The 19,727-nt window shown below is 42.3% G+C and carries 21 protein-coding genes and 2 tRNA genes; 18 read left to right on the forward strand and 5 right to left on the reverse strand.

What is annotated here, in order from left to right; all coding sequences use genetic code 11:
• The 16 genes from Xhom_RS33400 to aroG all read left to right on the forward strand — a co-directional run.
• The coding region (locus Xhom_RS33400) for a hypothetical protein (protein ID WP_211287891.1) at positions 1-200 on the forward strand (200 nt) is incomplete at its 5' end.
• A gap of 483 nt (positions 201-683) precedes the next feature.
• Positions 684-2,255, forward strand: coding sequence for a cytochrome ubiquinol oxidase subunit I (gene cydA / locus Xhom_RS08565; protein ID WP_069316512.1), 1,572 nt, complete (start codon positions 684-686; stop codon positions 2,253-2,255).
• Between the two features lie 14 nt (positions 2,256-2,269).
• On the forward strand, positions 2,270-3,409 hold the full coding sequence (cydB, locus tag Xhom_RS08570) for a cytochrome d ubiquinol oxidase subunit II (protein ID WP_069316511.1): 1,140 nt from the start codon (positions 2,270-2,272) through the stop codon (positions 3,407-3,409).
• 11 nt (positions 3,410-3,420) lie between these two features.
• On the forward strand, positions 3,421-3,549 hold the full coding sequence (cydX, locus tag Xhom_RS08575; RefSeq protein ID WP_069316510.1) for a cytochrome bd-I oxidase subunit CydX: 129 nt from the start codon (positions 3,421-3,423) through the stop codon (positions 3,547-3,549).
• Positions 3,539-3,826, forward strand: coding sequence for a cyd operon protein YbgE (gene ybgE, locus Xhom_RS08580; RefSeq protein ID WP_069316509.1), 288 nt, complete (start codon positions 3,539-3,541; stop codon positions 3,824-3,826). The genes cydX and ybgE overlap by 11 nt, the downstream gene beginning before the upstream one ends.
• Positions 3,827-3,957: 131 nt before the next feature.
• Positions 3,958-4,353: a tol-pal system-associated acyl-CoA thioesterase gene (ybgC, locus tag Xhom_RS08585; protein WP_069316508.1), complete on the forward strand. Its 396-nt coding sequence runs from the start codon at positions 3,958-3,960 to the stop codon at positions 4,351-4,353.
• Positions 4,350-5,039, forward strand: a complete 690-nt coding sequence (gene tolQ / locus Xhom_RS08590) for a Tol-Pal system protein TolQ (protein WP_069316507.1) — start codon at positions 4,350-4,352, stop codon at positions 5,037-5,039. Before ybgC ends, tolQ begins: the two co-directional genes overlap by 4 nt.
• A 24-nt stretch (positions 5,040-5,063) precedes the next feature.
• Entirely contained in the window at positions 5,064-5,495 is a 432-nt protein-coding gene (gene tolR / locus Xhom_RS08595; RefSeq protein ID WP_069316506.1) for a colicin uptake protein TolR, read from the forward strand.
• 35 nt (positions 5,496-5,530) lie between these two features.
• Positions 5,531-6,760, forward strand: a complete 1,230-nt coding sequence (gene tolA, locus Xhom_RS08600; protein WP_069316505.1) for a cell envelope integrity protein TolA — start codon at positions 5,531-5,533, stop codon at positions 6,758-6,760.
• 166 nt (positions 6,761-6,926) lie between these two features.
• Positions 6,927-8,237: a Tol-Pal system beta propeller repeat protein TolB gene (gene tolB, locus Xhom_RS08605; RefSeq protein WP_069316504.1), complete on the forward strand. Its 1,311-nt coding sequence runs from the start codon at positions 6,927-6,929 to the stop codon at positions 8,235-8,237.
• A gap of 47 nt (positions 8,238-8,284) precedes the next feature.
• The gene (gene pal, locus Xhom_RS08610; protein WP_069316503.1) at positions 8,285-8,791 is read left to right on the forward strand and encodes a peptidoglycan-associated lipoprotein Pal; all 507 of its coding nucleotides are present in this window, start codon (positions 8,285-8,287) and stop codon (positions 8,789-8,791) included.
• Positions 8,792-8,800: 9 nt separating this feature from the next.
• Entirely contained in the window at positions 8,801-9,580 is a 780-nt protein-coding gene (gene cpoB / locus Xhom_RS08615; RefSeq protein WP_069316502.1) for a cell division protein CpoB, read from the forward strand.
• A 157-nt stretch (positions 9,581-9,737) separates the two neighbouring features.
• Positions 9,738-9,813, forward strand: a tRNA-Lys gene (locus Xhom_RS08620).
• A 31-nt stretch (positions 9,814-9,844) separates the two neighbouring features.
• Positions 9,845-9,920: transfer RNA gene (locus tag Xhom_RS08625), tRNA-Lys, on the forward strand.
• A 481-nt stretch (positions 9,921-10,401) separates the two neighbouring features.
• Complete coding sequence (pnuC, locus tag Xhom_RS08630; RefSeq protein WP_069316501.1) at positions 10,402-11,121, forward strand: nicotinamide riboside transporter PnuC; 720 nt, start codon at positions 10,402-10,404, stop codon at positions 11,119-11,121.
• Between the two features lie 245 nt (positions 11,122-11,366).
• Positions 11,367-12,419, forward strand: coding sequence for a 3-deoxy-7-phosphoheptulonate synthase AroG (gene aroG, locus Xhom_RS08635; protein ID WP_069316500.1), 1,053 nt, complete (start codon positions 11,367-11,369; stop codon positions 12,417-12,419).
• Between the two features lie 82 nt (positions 12,420-12,501).
• Here aroG and gpmA read toward each other — a convergent pair whose 3' ends face one another.
• The 4 genes from gpmA to modE form a co-directional block, all read right to left on the reverse strand.
• Positions 12,502-13,254 carry a 2,3-diphosphoglycerate-dependent phosphoglycerate mutase gene (gene gpmA, locus Xhom_RS08640; protein ID WP_069316499.1) on the reverse strand — a complete coding sequence of 251 codons (753 nt, stop codon included), beginning with the start codon at positions 13,252-13,254 and terminating at the stop codon, positions 12,502-12,504.
• A 238-nt stretch (positions 13,255-13,492) separates the two neighbouring features.
• Positions 13,493-14,338, reverse strand: a complete 846-nt coding sequence (locus Xhom_RS08645) for a CPBP family intramembrane glutamic endopeptidase (RefSeq protein WP_069316498.1) — start codon at positions 14,336-14,338, stop codon at positions 13,493-13,495.
• A gap of 199 nt (positions 14,339-14,537) precedes the next feature.
• Entirely contained in the window at positions 14,538-16,031 is a 1,494-nt protein-coding gene (modF, locus tag Xhom_RS08650) for a molybdate ABC transporter ATP-binding protein ModF (protein WP_069316497.1), read from the reverse strand.
• A gap of 103 nt (positions 16,032-16,134) precedes the next feature.
• The gene (modE, locus tag Xhom_RS08655) at positions 16,135-16,926 is read right to left on the reverse strand and encodes a molybdenum-dependent transcriptional regulator (protein ID WP_069316496.1); all 792 of its coding nucleotides are present in this window, start codon (positions 16,924-16,926) and stop codon (positions 16,135-16,137) included.
• A 132-nt stretch (positions 16,927-17,058) separates the two neighbouring features.
• Here modE and Xhom_RS08660 point away from each other — a divergent pair, with 132 nt between their 5' ends.
• Positions 17,059-17,193, forward strand: a complete 135-nt coding sequence (locus Xhom_RS08660; protein WP_071933869.1) for an AcrZ family multidrug efflux pump-associated protein — start codon at positions 17,059-17,061, stop codon at positions 17,191-17,193.
• A gap of 176 nt (positions 17,194-17,369) precedes the next feature.
• On the opposite strand, the gene Xhom_RS08665 is transcribed toward Xhom_RS08660, so the two are convergent.
• On the reverse strand, positions 17,370-18,608 hold the full coding sequence (locus Xhom_RS08665) for an MFS transporter (RefSeq protein ID WP_269465903.1): 1,239 nt from the start codon (positions 18,606-18,608) through the stop codon (positions 17,370-17,372).
• Positions 18,609-18,941: 333 nt separating this feature from the next.
• On the opposite strand from Xhom_RS08665, the gene modA reads away from it, so the two are divergent.
• Positions 18,942-19,712 carry a molybdate ABC transporter substrate-binding protein gene (gene modA, locus Xhom_RS08670; protein WP_069316495.1) on the forward strand — a complete coding sequence of 257 codons (771 nt, stop codon included), beginning with the start codon at positions 18,942-18,944 and terminating at the stop codon, positions 19,710-19,712.
• Positions 19,713-19,727: the final 15 nt, after the last annotated feature.

The following is a 19,727-nucleotide window of genomic DNA, read 5'->3' on the forward strand; positions in this document are numbered from 1 at the left end:
GATTTGTGACAATAACGGCAATAGACGTCAGCTTTGGCCATGCTTTACCCTTAAAAGGCGGGAAGCATATCACAACAACTAACTATTTAATACATGACCATTATATCCAGTACGTTATTTTTCAATTAAATTTAACTGGTTTTAGAGGCATATATTTATTTGGTAATTTAATTCAATATATTGAAAAATATATTTTTTGAATAATGAAAATAAAAAGTTAAATTTATAATGTTTTTTATACCAAAAAACAAAATAAATCACACCTAAAATAACATATTATTAACACTCGGTAACCAGAATGAAATAATAGCTGTAAAGCTTAACAAAACAAGGAAATAATAGTTGGAAAATTTAACAAATTCATAATAAATTTGATTAAAATCAATTTATTAACATGAAATGCATTCACTGAAATTGATTAAATTGATCTAAGATAGATAGATATTATTCTGAAAATAGAGGATGATTTTGATTTATATTCAGAATTTCAGACCAAATCACGTAAAACGTATTTATTATGTGTAAATATAGGCGTACCATTATTGTGGTATATACTGATTTTGGTTTCATTAATAATTCATTATTGTGTATGAGGCATTTATTGCTGGTAGTTATGAGACTTTCGTTTTACGAAGTCGGGTTGCCGCAAGTCGGTGTCTTCCTGCTAGGAGCAAGGAGTCAAGATGTTTGATATTGTCGAACTGTCACGATTACAGTTTGCTTTAACTGCCATGTACCACTTTCTGTTCGTGCCATTGACGCTCGGTATGGCGTTTTTGCTTGCGATTATGGAAACGGTATATGTCCTGTCAGGCAAACAGATCTATAAAGATATGACAAAATTCTGGGGTAAGTTATTTGGTATTAACTTTGCTCTGGGTGTAGCAACGGGCTTGACCATGGAATTCCAATTCGGAACCAACTGGTCATATTTCTCACATTACGTTGGTGATATTTTCGGTGCTCCGCTAGCCATCGAAGGTCTGATGGCATTCTTCCTTGAATCTACATTCGTTGGTCTGTTTTTCTTCGGATGGGATCGCCTGAGTAAGAAACAACACTTGGCAGTGACCTGGCTGGTTGCATTAGGCTCTAATTTCTCAGCACTGTGGATTTTGATTGCGAATGGTTGGATGCAAAACCCGATTGCATCTGATTTCAATTTCGAAACCATGCGAATGGAAATGATAAGCTTCAGTGAACTGGTACTTAATCCAGTTGCTCAGGTGAAATTCGTTCATACTGTTGCAGCAGGTTATGTGACTGGCGCCATTTTCGTGTTGGGCATCAGTTCCTACTATCTGCTGAAAGGTCGCGATTTCGCATTTGCCAAACGGTCTTTTGCCATTGCTGCGAGTTTTGGTATGGCTGCAATACTGTCTGTTATCGTTTTGGGTGATGAATCCGGATATGAAATGGGGGACGTGCAGAAAACCAAACTGGCTGCGATTGAAGCAGAATGGGAAACTCAGCCACCTCCAGCTTCGTTCACACTGATTGGTATTCCTGACCAAGATAAAATGGAAAACAAATACTCCATCCAGATCCCTTATGTTTTGGGTTTAATTGCCACTCGCTCTACAGATACGCCGGTTGTTGGTCTGCGTGATTTGATGAGCCAGCATGAGCAACGTATCCGTAACGGTATCAAAGCATATGAATTACTGGAAGAGTTGCGTTCAGGAAATACTGACCCAAATGTGCGCAGCGCATTCAATGAAAGTAAAAAAGATCTTGGCTATGGAATGCTCTTGAAGCGTTACACCAAAAACGTAACCGATGCGACAGAAGAACAGATTAAAGCTGCAGCGAAAGATTCTATTCCTCGTGTAGCGCCACTCTATTTCGCATTCCGTATCATGGTCGCCGCAGGTTTTATCATGTTACTGGTCATCGGGCTGTCTTTCATTAGCGTTATTCGTAACCGTATCGGCCAGTATAAATGGTTGTTGCGTGCCGCATTGTTCAGCATTCCATTACCGTGGATTGCCATTGAAGCGGGATGGTTTGTTGCGGAATATGGCCGTCAGCCATGGGCAATTGGTGAAGTTTTACCAACCGCTGTTGCTGCTTCAACACGTAGTGTTGGCGATTTGATTTTCTCAATGGTACTGATTTGTGGTCTGTATACCTTGTTCTTGATTGCAGAGATGTTCTTGATGTTCAAGTTCGCTCGTCTTGGGCCAAGCAGCCTTAAAACCGGGCGTTACCACTTTGAACAAAAAACAACTTCTTCAGCGAACAATATTGAGTAAGCAGGAGTCCACTTATGCTTGATTATGATGTATTACGATTTATATGGTGGCTGCTGATTGGTGTGTTGCTGATCGGTTTCGCAGTAACTGATGGTTTCGATATGGGGGTAGGTATCCTACTGCGAATCATCGGTAAAAATGATACCGAACGCCGCATCATGATTAACTCAGTTGCCCCACACTGGGATGGTAACCAAGTTTGGCTAATTACCGCTGGTGGTGCTTTATTTGCTGCGTGGCCAATGGTATATGCTGCCGCTTTTTCTGGTTTCTATGTAGCAATGATTTTAGTGTTGTCTGCACTATTTTTCCGCCCGGTCGGGTTTGATTACCGTTCAAAATTGGAAAATAGTAAATGGCGCAATATGTGGGACTGGGGAATATTTATCGGTAGCTTCGTACCTGCGCTGGTTATTGGTGTTGCTTTTGGTAACTTGTTACAAGGTGTGCCGCTGTCTATAGATACTTATCTGCGAGTTTCCTATGAAGGCTCATTCTTCGGTTTGCTGAATCCTTATGGCTTGTTGGCTGGTGTGATTAGCTTGATGATGATCGTGACTCAGGGCGCAACTTATCTGCAAATGCGTACCATGGGTGAATTGCATCTGCGTTCCCGTACAGCAACTCATGTGTGTGCGGCGATTACGGCTGTTGCATTCCTACTGGCAGGAATATGGCTGATTTATGGCATCGACGGCTATGTTGTAACGGGTGGCTTGGATGTTACTGCTCAATCTAACCCATTACATAAAGAAGTTGCTAAACAGGCGGGAGCATGGCTGACTAACTTCAATAACTATCCGATGCTGTGGGCAATACCTGCGTTGGGTGTTTTTCTCCCACTGCTAACTATGCTGGCAACATGGAGAGATAAAGGTGGTTGGGCATTTTTGTTCTCATCGTTGACGGTAGCTTGTATTATCCTGACGTCGGGTATCACCATGTTTCCATTCGTGATGCCATCAAGCTTTGATCCTAATATCAGCTTGACTATGTGGGATGCGACATCCAGTCAGAGGACGTTGCAAGTCATGTTTGTTGTTGCGCTTATCTTTGTTCCTATTGTGTTGTCTTACACCTGTTGGTGTTATTACAAAACCTTTGGGCGTTTGGATAAGAACTACATTGAAAACAACAAACACTCACTGTACTAAGGAGCGTAGGCATGTGGTATTTTGCGTGGATTCTGGGAACACTCTTGGCTTGTAGTTTCGCTGTCATCGCAGCTTTGGCACTTGAGCAAAGCGAAACAAACAAAGAGAAGACAGAGAGTAGCAAAAATAATGTTGGCTGATAAATATTACCAACTAATGGATAAAGGCCTGGTGAGGGCCTTTATCCTCATCATGGCCTTAACGCTTGCTTCATGTGTGTTCTGGGATCCGACACGTTTTGCGGCCAACACCAGTTCACTGCGAATATGGCAAGGAATTTTATTAATCTGGGCGATTTGTTCTGGCGTCACTTTTGGTATTGGATTTCATCCTAAACGTGTTATCTGGCGTCTGGTTTTTCATCCATTACCTGCCTTTTTCATTCTTCTTTTTGGCTTATATCATTTCTTTAAGTAAACTAATTATAATCTTATAGGTATCTAGTCTATAAAATTTTTTGACGTCTTTTACTGACAAGTCATTCCAAAGCGCTATTGTCTTAAGTATAGTGACAGCGTCAATTCGCCTGATTAGGATTATAGAGTAATATGTTTTTCCGTTGGCCTATCCGTGTTTACTACGAAGACACAGATGCTAGTGGTGTGGTCTATCACGCTCGATATCTGGCCTTTTACGAAAGAGCCCGTACAGAGGTATTGCGTGAAAAAGGCTTCCACCAACAGTATATGCTTGATGAGCAAGTTGGCTTTGTTGTCAGCCGCATGACTATTGACTATCGGAAACCGGCGAAACTGGATGACCAGCTGGTTGTTGAAAGCGAAATTACGAATATCCGTGGCGCTTCTCTGACATTTATTCAACGAATTGTTGATTGCAATGGCGTAGTTGTCAGTAGCGCAGAATGTTTGGTTGTCTGCGTTAATTCATCTCAAATGAAGCCTATTGCTCTTCCAAAGTCTATTGTCGCGGAGTTTAAGCAGTGACTGAAATGAATATCCTTGATTTATTTCTTAAGGCAGGATTTTTAGTGCAGCTGATCATGTTAATTTTGATCGGTTTTTCTATTGTTTCTTGGGCAATCATTATTCAACGAACAAAACTCCTTAATGCTGCAAGCCGTGAGGCAGAAGCATTTGAGGATAAATTTTGGTCAGGAGTTGAACTATCTCGTCTTTATAAAGAAAGTCAGTCACGTCGTGATTCGTTAAGTGGCACCGAACAAATTTTCCATTCTGGTTTTAAAGAGTTTTCTCGTTTGCATCAAGCCAATAGCCATGCGCCAGAAGCTGTTATCACAGGAGCTTCTCGTGCCATGCGCATTTCATTGAATCGTGAATTGGAAGCATTGGAAAACCATATTCCGTTTCTGGGAACAGTAGGTTCTATTAGCCCTTATATTGGTCTGTTCGGCACGGTTTGGGGGATCATGCATGCCTTTATTGCTTTGGGTGCTGTCAAACAGGCGACTTTGCAAATGGTTGCACCAGGTATTGCAGAAGCTCTGATTGCAACAGCGATCGGCCTGTTTGCTGCAATTCCTGCGGTGATGGCCTATAACCGCCTGAATCAACGCGTCAACAAATTAGACCAAATCTACGATAACTTTATGGAAGAATTTCTGGCTATCTTGCATCGTCAGGCGTTTGCTTCTAACACCGATAAGTCGTAATAAATCGTAAGGGGAAATCAGCGAATGGCGCGCACTCGTAGTCGCAAACGTGAGCTAAAGTCCGAGATCAATATCGTCCCCTTGCTGGACGTATTGCTGGTGCTTTTGCTTATTTTCATGGCGACAGCACCTATTATCACGCAAAGTGTAGAAGTCGATTTACCTGATGCGGTGGATTCTAAAACAGTTTCCAGCTCTGATAATCCACCTGTTATCGTGGAAGTTTCTGGGATAGGGCAATACAACATGGTTGTTAGCCAGAAACGTTTGGAGTTGTTACCTGAACAACAAATCATTGCTGAAGCGCAAACTTTGATGAAGACCGATCCGAAAACGATTTTTTTGATCGGTGGTTCTAAGGAAGTTCCTTATGATGAAATTATCAAGGCGCTGAATATGCTTCGTCAGGCTGGGGTCAAATCGGTAGGTTTAATGACCCAGCCGATTGGAGCTTAATAGCGGATATCACTTAAAGTTTCTGGATGTCGAGCGTGGGAAAGACAAACGAGCAAAATAATAGGCTGAATCGCGCTATTATCATTTCGGTAATATTGCACATTATCCTAATCGGGTTTCTGATTTGGGGTTCTCTGGTGCAAAAAACAGAAATGGGTGGTGGTGGAAAAGACGGCTCTGTCATTGATGCTGTAATGGTTGATCCGAATGCTATGGTTCAACAATATAATCAGCAGCAACAGCAACAGGCTAATGCAAAATTAGCGGAACAACAGCGCAATAAAAAGGCTGAACAGCAGGCGGCTGAATTACGGGCAAAGCAGGCAGAAGAACAAGAACGCCTAAAAGCGGCTGAAGAAGAACGAATTAAAGCCCAACAGGCGTCTGAAGCTCAAAGAAAAGAGGCTGATGCTGCTGCAGCTAAAGCGCTTGAAGAGCAGAAACAGGCTGCCGTCGCTGCAGCTAAAGCGCTTGAAGAACAGAAACAGGCTGATGTCGCTGCCGCTAAAGCCCGTGATGAGCAAAAACAGGCGGAAGAAGCAGCTGCCAAAGCGCAAGCAGAAAAAGAAATGATCCTAAAAGAGCAGGCTGAGGCCAGACAGAAGGCGGAAGCGCAGGCGAAGAAAGAAGCAGAGGAAGTTGCGAAACGTAAAGCAGCGGCTGAAGCGAAAGCCGAAGCTGAAGCTAAGGCAGCAGCAGAAGCTAAGGCAGCAGCAGAAGCTAAAGCAGCAGCGAAAGCCGAAGCTGAAGCCAAAGCGAAGACTGAAGCCAAAGCAAAGGCAGAGGCTAAAGCAAAAGTAGAATCAGATGTGAAGGCAGAGGCTAAAGCAAAAGTAGAATCAGATGTGAAGGCAAAGGCTAAAGCCAAAGCAGAAGCAACGAAGCAGGCTCAGGAGGTTAATGATCTATTAGGTGGGTTGACATCTAACACGCCTAAGCAGGGTGGGGCAACTGCGGCAGGTAAAGGTGGCGGTAAGAAAAGTGGGCCTTCCGAATCGGAGATCAGGAATTATAAAGGGCTGATTCAGACTGCAATCCAGAATAATTTTCGTGATCCAAGCCTATATGTCGGGCGTAGCTGTGAATTGGCGATAAAGCTGGCTCCAGATGGATTGTTGATTGATATTAAAACTGGAGTAGGCGATCCGGCGTTATGTCGAGCAGCGGTGACAGCGGCTAATTTAGCAAAGAAAATGCCACCTCCACCTAGTAAAGAGATTTATGAACATTTTAAGAGTTTCAACCTAGACTTTAAGCCGCAATAAGATAAATATTTGGCAGGTAAGTGTTATTTACTAGGCAAATCTTAGAATAAGTTATATGTACAAACAAAATTATTAGATTTTATTTAGGTATCTAGTTTTGTTTGTTGGTGTTTGTTAGAATCCGGCGGATTATTGCGGGCATATGAGCGATCGCGATAAGGGAGAGATGATGAAGCAAACTTTTAGACAGTCGTTTAAAATGGTGTTGGGCTTTCTGATGATGTGGGCAGCACTGGCTCATGCAGAGGTTCGCATTGAAATTACACAAGGTGTTGATTCTGCACGTCCTATCGGTGTTGTTCCGTTTAAATGGACTGGAGAAGGTAATCTACCGGAAGATATTGGCTCAATCGTTGCTGCTGATGTGAGAAACAGTGGGAAATTCAATCCCATCGATCCAACTCGTATGCCGCAACAGCCTACTACTGCATCAGAAGTCACACCTGCTGCGTGGTCAGCTCTTGGGATCGATTCAGTGGTTGTAGGGCAAATTCAACCAGCTGCCGATGGTAAATTTCTTGTTTCCTATCAACTTGTTGATACCGCTAGCGCGCCAGGAACGGTATTGGAACAAAACCAATTTGCAATCGAAAGAAAATGGTTACGTTTTGCAGCACATACAGTCAGTGATCAGGTATTTGAAAAGCTGACAGGCATCAAAGGTGCATTCCGTACTCGTATAGCTTATGTTGTTAAAAAAGCAGGCTCAGATAAATACCCTTACGAGCTGCGTGTTTCTGATTATGACGGTTATAACCAAACCTTGGTACATCGTTCACCTGAACCACTGATGTCACCTGCATGGTCACCAGATGCTTCTAAAATTGCCTATGTGACGTTTGAAAGCGGTCGTTCTGCATTGGTTATTCAAACGCTGGCTTCAGGTGCTGTGCGTCAGGTAGCCTCGTTCCCGCGTCATAACGGAGCACCTGCATTTTCCCCTGATGGAACTAAGATTGCTTTTGCCTTATCTAAAACAGGCAGCTTGAATCTTTATGTGATGGATTTGGCCTCTGGTCAGATTCGTCAAGTAACTGATGGCCGCAGTAATAATACTGAGCCAAATTGGATGCCGGATAGCCAGACATTGGTCTACACCTCGGATCAGGGTGGCCGTCCGCAGTTATACAAAATCGATATTAATGGCGGTGCTCCACAACGCTTGACTTGGGAAGGATCACAGAACCAAGATGCAGATGTTAGCTCTGACGGTAGTTTTATCGTGATGGTTAGCTCGGCAAATGGCAGTCAGCATATCGCTAAACAAGATCTGGCAACGGGATCTGTCCAAATTTTGACAGATACGTTTCTAGATGAAACGCCGAGTATCGCACCTAATGGCACTATGGTGATTTATAGCTCCACTCAAGGGTGGGGTACTATATTGCAGCTAGTTTCGACCGATGGGCGTTTCAAAGCGCGTCTTCCGGCTACTGATGGACAGGTAAAATTCCCTGCCTGGTCGCCGTATCTGTGATGCATAATAAAATAATATGTATGGCAAACTATAAAAGGATCAAAGAGATGCAACTGAACAAAGTGCTAAAAGGGCTGATGTTAGCTTTACCAATCATGGCCGTAGCAGCGTGTAATAATACCAAAAATGCCAACAATGATCAGTCTGGTGTAGGCACTGTTGATAATTCTTCTTCTAAAGCAGGTCTGTCTGCAGAAGAATTAGCACGTCAGCAGATGCAAGAGCTGCAAAACAACAATATCGTATACTTTGGTTTCGATAAGTACGATATCAACAGCGAATTTGCTCAAATGTTGGATGCACACGCGGCATTTTTGCGCAGCAACCCATCAGTTAAAGTAACCATTGAAGGCCATGCTGACGAACGTGGTACTCCAGAGTACAATATTGCTCTGGGTGAGCGTCGTGCGAACGCAGTGAAAATGTATATGCAAGGTAAAGGTGTTTCTGCCGATCAGCTTGCTATCGTTTCTTACGGTAAAGAAAAACCAGCAGTACTTGGCCACGACGAAGCAGCGTACGCTAAAAACCGTCGCGCTGTAATCGTATACTAAGAGTAATGCATGAACAGTAACTTCAGACATTTTGTGTTGGGTCTGTCGTTATTGGTTGGCGTAGCGGCTCCTTGGGCCGCTACCGCCCGAGCGCCAATCAGTAATGTCGGCTCAGGCTCCACCGATGAGCGCCTCTCCCAATTAGAGCGTATTTCTGACGCTCATAGTCAATTGTTAACCCAGCTCCAGCAACAGCTTTCTGACTCTCAACGTGATATCGATACGCTTCGTGGTCAAGTTCAGGAAAACCAGTATCAGCTAAATCAGATCATTGAACGCCAGAAAGATCTTTATCTGCAGTTGGATAAAATCACTAATCCATCAAGTACAGAAAGTACAGAAAATTCAGCAAGCGATAATGCCACTGTTTCTGCTCAGGCCGATAATAAGCAATCTGCTGCGCCGACGAGTACTGGAAGTGAAAAGGGAGATTATGATGCTGCCGTTTCTTTGGCAATCAATACTAAAGAATATGATAAGGCGATAGCCGCATTTCAAAATTTTCTTAAGACTTACCCTAAGTCTAAATACTTGTCGAATGCCAATTATTGGTTAGGGCAGTTAAATTACAATAAAGGTAAGAAAGACGATGCGGCTTATTATTTTGCTACTGTCGTGAAAGATTATTCCAAGTCACCAAAAAGTAGTGATTCCTTGTATAAAGTTGGTTTGATTATGCAGGAAAAGGGACAAAAGGCTAAAGCCAAAGCAGTTTATCAGCAGGTAGTTAAACAATATCCTGGTACTAATGCGGCGAAAATGGCTGAGAAAAAGATTTCAGGGATGTAATAATTATCCCCAACAAGGTCATATATCGGTCTTTTTGGGGCTAATTGGTTCATTAATAGTCGCTTAAACGAGTTTTATAAAATAAACGTTGCGCTAGGCTGAGAAATCAGTAATATATGCCGCCGTTGGCAGGGATAACTGCCAAGCAGATTTAGATGGGTCGTTAGCTCAGTCGGTAGAGCAGTTGACTTTTAATCAATTGGTCGCAGGTTCGAATCCTGCACGACCCACCATCTAAATTCTCAATTCAAATACGCTTCAGATGGGTCGTTAGCTCAGTCGGTAGAGCAGTTGACTTTTAATCAATTGGTCGCAGGTTCGAATCCTGCACGACCCACCATCTAAACTCTTAATTCAAATACGCTTCAGATAAATTGGTAGAGCAGTTTATCCTACATGACCCACCATCTCAATTCACATTAACTCCCCAAATTGTAATTTCTTCATTAAATATGGCTTTTCACGTCGCTTATCTAGAAAATAAACATATATACTCGTCGTCTTTCAAGTTGTCTCTTGGTTGTCTTTATTCATCACCCAGTCACATAGTGTTCTGTGCTCTTAGGAATTCATTCAGTCGTCACTTAAATGCAACTCGAAATCTATTGGGTATAAATGTGATTATCATCAATAAGTTGATATAAAAGTGTAGTATATGAAAGGTGTTTTCGGATATTCAGTGTTTATTGAATTTTACTGCTAAGTTCGCTATCTTGTTTAATATGTAAAACATAATGGAATAAAAAAGCCAATATATCTCGTAATTTAACGTTTTTTGTATGGATATACTAAACATTTACTTATGGTAAGGATAAGAAAGCATGGACTTTTTCAATATTAACAACATATTAGTACATATCCCATTAGGAACAGGTGGTTATGACCTTTCATATATTGAAGCAACTGGTACGATAGCGGGCTTATTATGTATCTGGCTAGCGAGCCAGGAAAAAATAATTAATTACCTATTTGGATTAATTAATGTCTCATTATTTGCCGTAATCTTCTTTCAAATTCAACTCTACGCTAGCTTCATTCTGCAAATCTTTTTCTTCGCCGCTAATATCTATGGCTGGTATGCCTGGAGCCGAGTGAATGATCAAAAACAAATCGAGCTTAAAATCCGCTGGCTTAATCCCAAACAAATGATAATAGTTGCTGCGATTTCCATATTTGCCATTTTGGTAATGTCGTTCAATATCGATCAACTATTTGGTTACATGGCAAAAGTTGTGGTTGTTGCCTTACAGGGCGTTGGCTTTAATATCACTATGCCTGATTTGTTACCAGATGCTTTCCCATTCTGGGATTCTGTGATGACGGTATTATCCATAGTGGCTATGATACTGATGACTCGTAAGCATGTAGAAAACTGGCTAATTTGGATCATTATCAATGTTATCAGCGTGGTGATTTATTATCACCAGGGCGTTCTGGCGATGTCGCTACAATATATTATTTTGACAGGTATCGCACTAAATGGGGCTCGCCTATGGATCAAGGCAGCTGAGCATACGGATAACGAACAAAATGTAAATTAAGGCTGATCATCGGCCATAGGTAATTAAGCTATCTATGGCCTGTTATTTGATATTTTTACTACAAAATCCTCTCTTCTTATCAGTCCATTTATTTGAATTAACATCATTTTTACGTTTAATGACTTTTTATATAAAAAAGTCCCCCCTTTTTACCCACAAAGATTATTTACAGCACAGCGTCTAACAGTTAGATTGAGATCACAAAATTATCTTAAATAACTGTAAACACATTAGGTGAAAGGACAATGAACTACCAAAATGACGATATAAGAATAAGAAAAATAAAAGAATTACTACCACCAGTTGCATTACTTGAGAAATTTCCTGCGACAGAAGATAGTGCTGATACTGTTCGTAAGGCACGTGAATCTATTCATAATATTTTAATTGGTGAAGATGATCGTCTATTGGTAGTGATTGGCCCATGTTCAATTCATGATCCACAAGCGGCACTGGAATATGCAGAACGCTTAAATCAATTACGTGAAGAATTGAAGGCTGATTTGGAAATTGTCATGCGGGTTTATTTTGAAAAACCCCGCACAACTATAGGCTGGAAAGGTTTGATTAACGATCCGAATATGGATTGTACTTTCGATATTAACGATGGATTACGTACTGCCCGCAAGCTATTGCTCGATATTAATAATATGGGGTTGCCTGCGGCAGGTGAATTCCTTGATATGATTTCCCCTCAGTACTTAGCTGATCTGATGAGCTGGGGCGCGATAGGTGCACGTACAACGGAATCTCAGGTTCATCGTGAATTGGCTTCTGGACTTTCCTGCCCGGTTGGTTTCAAAAATGGTACAGATGGTACGATTAAAGTTGCCATTGATGCTATCAATTCAGCCAGCTCATCGCATTGTTTTCTGTCTGTCACGAAATGGGGTCACTCTGCCATTGTTAATACAACAGGTAATCACGATTGCCATATTATTTTGCGCGGCGGTAAAGAGCCAAATTACAGTGCTAAACACGTCAGCATAGTTAAGGAAGGGCTGGAGAAAGCAGGATTGGCGCCACGAGTGATGATTGATTTCAGTCACGCAAATAGTGCTAAACAGTTTAAAAAACAAATGGACGTAGGTATTGATGTTTGTGGCCAGATTGCCAACGGCGAAAATGCGATTATTGGTGTCATGGTTGAAAGCCATTTGGTTGAAGGAAACCAAAATTTGGAGAGTGACAATCCTTTGGTTTACGGCCAAAGTGTGACCGATGCTTGTATTGGCTGGGAGGATACAGAAACGTTATTGCGTCAGCTATCTCAAGCTATCAGGGATCGCAGAAATTAATCTCTCGTAAAATCTTTATAAAAAAAGCCGGAAATCATTCCGGCTTTTTAGTATGACTTTTTGCTGGATCCTTTAGTAAGGATTACTTCGCTTTACCTTGGTTTGCTACTGCAGCGGCTTTTGCTGCGATTTCATCAGCATTGCCCAGATAATAACGTTTAGTTGGTTTCATGTTTTCATCAAACTCATAAACCAGTGGTACCGCAGTTGGAATATTCAGCTCAAGAATTTCTTCTTCATTCATATTATCCAGATATTTCACCAGTGCGCGTAGGGAGTTACCGTGGGCGGCGATGATAACCTTTTCACCTTGTTCTACACGAGGCTTGATAATTTCTTCCCAATAAGGAACAACCCGCTCAATGGTAGTTGCAAGGCTTTCTGTTGCAGGAAGCTCTTCTGGTTTCAGGTTTGCGTAGCGAGGATCGTGGCCAGGGTAACGCTCATCATCTCTGGTTAAATCGGGAGGAGTAATAGCAAAGCCACGGCGCCACAATTTAACTTGATCATCACCATACTTGGCCGCGGTTTCTGCCTTGTCCAAACCTTGCAATGCGCCGTAATGGCGTTCATTCAGTTTCCAGCTTTTTTCGACAGGCAGCCATTGCTGATCGACTTGGTCTAGAATATTCCACAAAGTGTGAATGGCACGTTTTAAAACGGAAGTGTAAGCGAAATCAAAAGTGAAACCTTCTTGTTTCAGTAATTGACCCGCTTGTTGTGCTTCTGAGCGGCCTTTGTCAGACAGTTCAACGTCAGTCCAGCCAGTAAAACGGTTCTCTTTGTTCCACTCGCTCTCTCCGTGCCTTACAAGAACCAGTTTAGTTACAGCCATAGCTTAAACTCCTATCAGTACTTTTTAATACGAAATGAAATGAAATGAAATGATCGCTGCGGGCATTATATGGCGCGATAGACCGAAACGGCAAACAATAGTCTCGTAGCTCCTGTTTTAAATCATATTTGGTGACAGTTACGGCAGGCCTATTTGATTGGGAGAAGATAAGATAACTTTTGACCTGAACTGCGTCTTGATAATGAGAGGAGACGGTTCAGGCCAAAAAGAACTCAGTTTAGTGCATGATCACTGCTTTAAAGGGATAGGTGAAAAACAGCAGGTGCATCAGATTGAGTGAAAAATGGAAAGCTACAGCTACCCAGAGGCGGCCACTCCACATCCATGCCAGACCATAAATCAATCCTGATAAGGTAGCAAAAATCATTAGCAACACCCCTCCCGCAAAATGGGCTGCGCCAAACAGTAGGGAAGTAATGATAAGGGAGAAAAACGGATTCATCCACTGACTCAGTTTTTGCTGAATATAGCCACGAAACAGCGCTTCCTCAGCTAAAGAGACAAAGAAAATATTGGCGACAACAAAGGCAGGAAACCAATTGGGCAAATGTAGCTCAACAGATAATCCCCCTAATTCTGTTGCAAGGCCCAATAATGCCGGAATAGTTGCTATTAATAATGCCCATCCATGTGGAGGAGCATCAATTACAGGTTTTCGGGTAAACAAAGTCGGCATGCAGCACAATAAGATAAATGGAAGCAGCGCTTTATCAAAGTTGAAATACATTGAAAAAGGAGCGCTGAGTGGGCCAACCTGTACTTTATCCAGATATTTGAGATTATCGAAACCGGGCAGGTAATGGATAAATAGCAGAATACCAGAGATGAGTAACAACAATTCTGTCACTGTTTTGAGGACAAAATATTTTTTGTGGTAAATGTATTTTTTGCTGTAAACGTGTGCCATACCCAAGAGGGTAATCACTACCAGCGTGATTATTGCTGGATAAGTAATCACGTTTGTGCTGATTCCAGCAATGATAGCTAAGAAAACGATGAAAAAAGCGATTTTTTGGCGACTATTCAAAAGCCCCAATGAAACGGCAAGTAGTGCCCAAGCCATATAATTCCCTGTTATCTCTGAAAAAACAATAAAATGGTCTAAAACTAGGCGAGGGATTTTATATTAATGGGTAAAAAATTCAAAAATTTTAATAAAAAATTTCAAAACAATAGTATTTGAGATGAGGTGAAAAAACACAGGAGCCCTCTCTATTAAGAGAGGGATGTCTCACAGCGAGGAATTAAGTGCCATAAAGCGATTACAGGGGCTTTTGGGTAACGCTATCAGTACTGTCAATCTCATAGCGATAAATATCACCATCGGGAATAAATTTTAGACGATGAGTAATGCACTCTGGTGCATCTTCCTGATGATGGGAAACAAACAAAAGCTGAGTATCACCGTTGGAGATCATAATATCAATAAAGCGCAGGACAAGCTGACGGTTGAGAGGGTCGAGTCCTTGCAAAGGCTCATCCAGAATCAACAAAGCAGGGTGCTTTACTAAAGCACGGGCAATCAAAACGAGTCGTTGCTGCCCCCATGATAGGCTATGAAATGGGCTAAGGGCTGTTGCTTCGGAAAATCCCAATAAATTCAGCCACTCATCAGCCAACTGTTGCTGTCTATCTGAAACTGGCTGATAAAGCCCTATTGAATCGAAGAAACCTGAAAGAATGACATTACGAATGTTGGTATTGATACGGTATTCAAGATGAACCCTATTACTGACATAACCAATATAGCGTTTAATATCCCAAATGGTTTCACCACTGCCTCGTTGCCGACCAAATAATACTAATTCATTGCTGTAGCCTTGGGGATGATCGCCGGTAATCAGGCTAAGAAGTGTCGACTTACCCGAACCATTTTCGCCGATGATCTGCCAGTTTTCGTTCGGATTCACTTGCCAATTCAAGCCGTGCAGAATCGGATTATCATTATACTGAACGATAACATTTCGCATTGATATCAATGGATGATCTGGTATGAGTTGCTCATCGGCACGGTATTCATCTGTTTCGGGTAGATGAATGTTTTGCAGCTCTTCACTGTGTACCAGTTGTGCCACGAGAGACTCTGCTAAAATACCGTATTTCTCTCCCGATAAAGTCAGGTTGCAATCAGCCAGTACACCGATTTGTTCAACAAAATCGGGAATTTCATGGAATCGGGTTAAAATCAAAACCAATGTGACGCCTTTTGTTGCCAGCGATCCCAATAGCTGAGAAAGTTGATTGCGTGCGTATGCATCCAACCCGTCAAAAGGCTCATCAAGGATCAGTAGATCAGGATCTGCCATTAATGCCTGGCAAAGCAGAACCTTGCGGACTTCTCCCGTTGATAGGTATTTGAATCGCCGTGAGAGCAAATCTTTAATACCGAAATATGCAGCGAGTTCAAGGCACAGCTCACTGTCTTTATGGTGAAGCTGAATGATGTCTGCAGCGCTGCGTCCTGTATCTTCCTCGCCTTCACTAAGTAAATCTGTATTGTTTCGTTGCCATTCTTCATCTATCAGTTTCTGTAATTGTTCGAAAGAAAGGCGTACAAGTGTATGAAATGAGCAATGACGTTCGCCAGCCAGTTGAATTAATTCATTTGACAGAGCACGAGCCAAAGAAGATTTTCCACTGCCATTTGCGCCAACAAACGCCCAATTTTCCCCAGAAATAATTTTCAGTGACGGTAGCCGCAGAATACGGGTGTCACTTAAGCGGAAATTACCTTGCGTGATTTGCAACTCAGCCATTTTTATTCCTTTTTAAGCAACATCTACTTAGATAATCACCAGAAATAAGCTGAATAATGCTCAATGTCAATGCGCAGTTATTTTGTTATTCACATAATATTATTCAGCACAGGGTGGCAATAATTACTTTATCAGCATTGAAGAGCGCGGTGACATTATCATTAGGCTGAAGTTTCAAACGATCCACTTCTTGATTGGATAGCGTAACACAGAGAGATTCACCGCCAGCAAGCGTCAGCATAATTTCACTGTATTCTGTTCCCATTTCAATTTTGTCGATTTGGCTGGGCAGGGCATTATCGGCTGAAGTGGAGGGCACATATTCTTGGGTTAAGGTTATCCACGGAGCTTTAATCAATACGAGAACTTCTTTCTCTTCCACCAAATTCAACCTATTGGCACTTTGTTCCGTTAGAGCGGCGCAGATCGACGTTTTACCATCCGCCAGCAGAACACGAACCTGTTGCTGAATATTTTTATGATTACGCTCAATGATCGTACCAAAAAATTGATTTCGGGCACTGGTTTGTAAAGAAAAACGAGAGATAGCAGCAAGTAGGCTATCCAATGGCAGCGAATCGTCTTTCAAAACATCAAACGCTTTTTGCTGAATTCTTGCCAGCAGATCATAAAGCTGCAATAGACGTTCGCCATAATGTGTAATTTGGGCGCCACCGCCACCTTTTCCACCTGTGGCGCGTTCTACCAATACGTCATCTGCGAGTTGATTCATTTCACTGATGGCATCCCAAGCGCTTTTATAGCTAATCCCTGCCTGCTTTGCTCCCTGACTGATAGAACCCGTGATCTTAATCTGTTTGAGCAGTTCAATTCGCCGAGGATCAGCGAAAAGACGTTGTTGTAATTTAAGTGTTAACAATATTTCGGCTTGCATAGTGATGCATTTCAGGCAAATATTTGAAAGTCTTTATAAGATAATTGTAAGAATCGCACGTTTCGTCGGTTACTGTTACTTTTTTATTGTCTAAAATAACTGAATTTCGGTCATGTATTATATGAGGTTTGTATGTTTGAATTGATTAGCAGTATGGCCCTCGCACTGGTCATGGTTCCTATTGTGATGGCAATGATTTTGGGATTGATTTATGGGCTTGGGGAAGTATTTAACATAATTTCCAAAAGTGAAACGAAAAAGTCTTGAACCGTAGTTTTGCTCTGATTGCCCGCGTTTCTATTGCCTGATTCTTTCCATAAGCTTGTATACCCTAGGTTCAGACTACTGACAAACCCCGTTTAAAATAACAGGGTTTGTTTTTTCTGTTTTCTCTCCCATCCAGAGATAAAACCACCAAAACATCGTAATCGCCTTTTTTGACGTTATGGCATGAGTTCCACTTGGCTTGTCTCTTTCCCCAGAAAGAGCACCGCCACTACCGCCACCAGAATTGAAAAGCAGAACAGGGCGAAAATCAGAGAAATTGAGGCATTCATTGCTACTAAATAGCCTACCATCAATGGGCCGAGAATACCGCCGATTCGTCCGAATGCAGCAGCCATACCAGCACCCGTCGCCCGGATAGCTGTTGGGTACTGTTCCGGTGTATAAGCATAGATCGCTCCCCAGGCCCCAAGATTGAAAAACGATAGCAGAATGCCAAAAATCAGAAGCTGAGTAATACTGTCAGCCGAGCCGAAGAAATAGGCGCTGACAGCGGTGCCTATCAGATAACTTGCCAGAACGAACTTACGCCCACAGCGTTCAATCAGCCAAGCGGCTGTAAAGTAGCCGGGAAGTTGAGCCAGAGTCATGATCAGTACATATTGAAAACTTTTTACCAAGCTAAATCCTTTAAGTATCATCACGCTTGGTAGCCACAGGAACATGCCATAGTAGGAAAACACCACGCAAAACCACAGGATCCACAGCATTATCGTCGCACGACGGTAGTCTATCGACCACACTTCTCGCACGTTACTCATTATTGAATTGCTTGTTTTCTGGGCGGACATTTCCGTGTAGCGTGGAGAATCAGGCAAGTGTAGACGCAAATAGATAGCATAAAACGCGGGTAGCGCACTCAATAGCATGGCAACACGCCATCCGTAACTGGGAATAATAAAATAAGCAATCAGCGCGGCAGCCAACCAACCAAAGGCCCAAAAGCTCTCTAACACTACAATTATGCGCCCGCGCTCATGGGATTCCACGCTTTCAGACACCAGCGTTGACGCTACTGGTAGTTCACCACCCAGTCCCATACCTATAATAAAACGCAGTACTAGTAGTGCCGCCAGTGTGGAAACGAGCGCTGTTAACCCGCTACCGACACTAAACAGCAGCAAAGTGACGATAAAAGCTGATTTGCGTCCTGTTTTGTCAGCCATTACACCAAAGACGAAAGCACCCACTGCCATACCGATTGAATTAATGCTGCCTATCCAGCCCAACTGTTGTGCGCTCAGTCCCCAATCCTGTTTTAGTGCTGCCAGTAAAAACGATAGAAGGCCAATATCCAGAGCATCAAACATCCATCCTAGGCCGGCAATAGTTAACAGTCGATGTTTAGTGATGCCTTTTTGTGGCTGTGCCTTTTGTGAGGGAGCAGTATGTGACAATTGTTAATCCTCTGTGTGCAAGACTCTGTATGCAAAAAAGTACCTTACTCAGTAAATGCATGCTGTTGCGGCATGCATTACTTAATATGATATAACGGCATATAGCACGGTATACAGCACCTTTTTGTCTTGATGTTACATTGATAAGTTCCATCTATTTGTTGATAGTCTTTATGTCTTGTTCTACATATTTTGTACTACAGCCTTGGAATTGAATACAAAAGCTAAAACTGGTTCACAACTTGCCGATTAATCTCAGAATGGTATTCTCATTTTACGTTATATCTTGTTATATACAACGAATCATGTTGGTCATCATAGGTGGAATATAAAATGAAAAACAAAGCTTATCAGTTGCTGGCGGGAGCTGTGGTTTCTTTTGCACTGGTTGGGAACGCCTGGGCGGTAGATAAAGTGACAGTTTTTGCGGCTGCTTCACTGACTAACGCACTTGATGATATTGCTGCGCAGTACAAGCAAGAAAAGCAGGGAAATATTGTTGCCTCCTACGCTTCATCTTCGACATTGGCACGCCAGATAGATCAAGGAGCACCCGCAGATATATTTATTTCTGCCGATCAACAATGGATGAATTATGTCGCTGATCAACAATTAATTGTTGCAGATACTCGTCATACTTTATTAGGTAATCAACTGGTTTTGATCGCGCCCAAAGAGAGTAAGTTGGATAAAGTTGATATCAATCGAGAAACAAAATGGAAATCCCTGCTGGCAGGAGAGCGCTTAGCAGTGGGTGATCCTGGTCATGTGCCTGTTGGTATTTATGCTAAGGAATCTCTGCAATATCTGCATGCATGGGATGTACTCAATCCGCTAATGGCACGTACTAACAACGTCCGTAGTGGGATGGCGCTGGTGGAGCGGTCGGAAACCCCGCTGGGCATTATCTATGGTTCTGATGCCGTCGCCAGCAATAAAGTGAAAGTTGTGGGAGTGTTTCCGCCAGAGAGTCATAAACCGGTGGAATACCCGATTGCAATCATTAAAGGTCATGAAAAACAGGCCGTTCGTGATTTTTATGATTATCTTAAAACCCCAGAGGCCGCTGCGATTTTTAAACGTTACGGTTTTAATCCACAGTAGGAAGTGATCTTTTGG

It is taken from the genome of Xenorhabdus hominickii (assembly GCF_002632725.1).
GTDB classification, from domain to species: domain Bacteria; phylum Pseudomonadota; class Gammaproteobacteria; order Enterobacterales; family Enterobacteriaceae; genus Xenorhabdus; species Xenorhabdus hominickii.